This is a genomic window from Serratia sp. 506_PEND (assembly GCF_001076875.1).
GTDB classification, from domain to species: Bacteria; Pseudomonadota; Gammaproteobacteria; order Enterobacterales; family Enterobacteriaceae; genus Serratia; species Serratia marcescens.
Map to the genome: position 1 here is coordinate 33,706 of NZ_JVEL01000387.1, position 2,204 is coordinate 35,909.

Consider the following 2,204-nt stretch of genomic DNA (forward strand, 5'->3'; position numbering starts at 1 on the left):
TTGGCGAAGCCGACCTATAAAGTCGGTAAGTTTCCGTTCAGCCCGCTGTCCGGCAAAGAGGCGGCGCTGGTCGCCCAAGCCGCCGCCGCATCCGGCTTAACCTGGGGCGATGACAGCCGGCTGTGGGAGCGCGATAAGGAAATCTGGCTGTTCCCGGCCGAGCTGGAGCCGCTGTTCGGCAAGGTGCGCTTCTCGCGTATCGGTCTCAAGCTGGCGGAGCGCTTCCCGAAAGGTTTCCGTTGGCAGCACGAAGCGGCGATCGCCCTCGCGGGCGCCGGCGGCAAACAGCATTTCGAGCTGGACGCCGCGCTGGCCCAGGAGTGGTATCACGGCCGCGATCTCTACCCGGAGCAGCCACCGGCGGGCGACGAGTGCATCGTCACCTATCAGGGGCAACCGCTGGGCATCGCCAAACGCATTGGCAGCCGCATCAAAAACAATTTGCCGCGTGAGCTGGTGCGGGATGGCGCGCTCGATTTCCACCTGTAAATAATACCGCGCCGGGGAATGAAACTCCCCGGCGATAAAATAACGCTAATAATATTCCCATCGCCTTTCGTTATTATTCTAATCATTTCACTTTATCGGTATGCCTCGCCTACAAGCCCCGTCATACGGGGAATGAGAATAAAAAGTTTCTCGTTTTCATCAAGACAATTCCCGATTCTTATTCTATTAATTAAAGTGCAGCTAAATGAATACGTTCAACCCACCTCTGGGTGGCGTCTTTGCGGGCTTTCTCTCATACGGCAAGGAATATAAGATGAAAAAAACTCTGATGGCATTGACCTCGGTAGCAACCCTGCTGTGCGCCAACGGCGCGGCTAACGCAGCAGGCACCATTCAAGGCACGTTAGGCGTGACGCTGACCATCGGCGCCGGTTGCGTCGTGGGGGGCGGCAGCAGCAGCGGTTCCGTCAACGACTTCGGCTCCATCAGCTTCGGCACTTACTCTTCACTGGCCAACATCATCGACGCCAGCGCCACCGGCGCAGGGGGGGCCGGTACGCTGTCATTGACCTGCACGACCGGCACAGACTACACGGTGGCGCTGGACAACGGGCTCCACGTCACTTCAGGCACCCAACGCCGCATGGCCAGCACGGCAGGCGCATTCATCAGCTATAACCTGTACCAGGATGCCGCACGCACCACCGCCTGGGGCAGCGGCGCCAACGCGCGGACCGGTACCGGCACCGGCGCCGCCGTTCCGCTGATCGTGTATGGCCGCGTACCGGCGGCCGGCTCTACCCCGGCGGCGGACACTTATAACGACACCGTCACGATGACGGTCACCTGGTAACGGTGCGGCGCGCGCTCTGCTGCTGCGGATTATGGGCGTGCAGCCTGTTGGCGCAGGCCGACAGTAAAACCGCGACCCTCGGCGTCAGCGCGACCTTGCTCAGCGCCTGTGAGGCCGGCAGCAGCTCAGGCGGCAACGTCAGCTTCGGCACGCTGAATTTCGGCACGCTGTATTTTCTCAGCACCGCAACCAGCGTCGCCGGGCAGCAAAACGCCGGCGCCATTCGGGTGAAATGCACCAACGGCACCAGCTACAGCGTTCTGCTTGGCGGCGGGCAAAGCGGCAATACCGCTGCCCGCTACCTGCAAAGCGCGGCGGGCCAACGGGTGAATTACAACCTGTACACCAACGCCGCCCACAGCGCCATTTGGGATAATCTGACGGGCGTGTCACAAACCGCCAACGGTGCGGACAACTGGCTGCCGGTCTATGGCATGATTCCGGCGCAGTCCACGCCCCCGACAGGCAGCTACACCGATACGGTACAGGTCACGATCAATTGGTAATGACGATGCGCGCTTCAATTTGCGGTTTGCTGTTCTGCCTGCCGCTTTCCCCGGCCCAAAGCGATACCGGCGTCAACGATTTGACCAAAAGCCAGCCGTTCACCGTCAATGCAACCGTGGTAAAAGGCTGCGTATTGGGCAGCGGCGTCAGTGACGTGACCACCTTCGGCACCCTGAACTTCGGCCAACTGTCCTCGCTGAGCAACGCAGTCAGCGTCGTCTCCAGCAGCGGCGCCGGTTCGGTGCTGTTTCGCTGCAACCCGGGGCTGAGCGTCACGCTGGCCCTCGGCGTCGGCAATCACGTGAGCGGATCCATCGCCGGCGGCAGAAAATTACAAAACCCCGTCACGTCTGAAACGCTGCTGTATCAACTTTATCAAGACAGCAACTACGCC

4 protein-coding genes are annotated in these 2,204 nt (G+C 60.8%); all 4 read left to right on the forward strand.

What is annotated here, in order from left to right; all coding sequences use genetic code 11:
* Positions 1 to 489, forward strand: a 489-nt coding sequence (locus tag ADK28_RS32995) for a methyltransferase RsmF C-terminal domain-like protein (protein WP_048795877.1), incomplete at its 5' end; no start/stop codon positions are given.
* A gap of 274 nt (positions 490 to 763) precedes the next feature.
* On the forward strand, positions 764 to 1,303 hold the full coding sequence (locus ADK28_RS13425) for a Csu type fimbrial protein (protein WP_016928005.1): 540 nt from the start codon (positions 764 to 766) through the stop codon (positions 1,301 to 1,303).
* 2 nt (positions 1,304 to 1,305) lie between these two features.
* Positions 1,306 to 1,809: a Csu type fimbrial protein gene (locus ADK28_RS13430; RefSeq protein WP_033640544.1), complete on the forward strand. Its 504-nt coding sequence runs from the start codon at positions 1,306 to 1,308 to the stop codon at positions 1,807 to 1,809.
* On the forward strand, positions 1,809 to 2,204 hold a 396-nt coding region (locus tag ADK28_RS13435), incomplete at its 3' end, for a spore coat protein U domain-containing protein (RefSeq protein WP_048795873.1). The genes ADK28_RS13430 and ADK28_RS13435, both read left to right, overlap by 1 nt.

Coding starts and splice junctions, on each gene's coding strand:
- ADK28_RS13425 (WP_016928005.1), top strand. CDS start 764: ATGAAAAAAACTCTGATGGCATTGACCTCGGTAGCAACCCTGCTGTGC.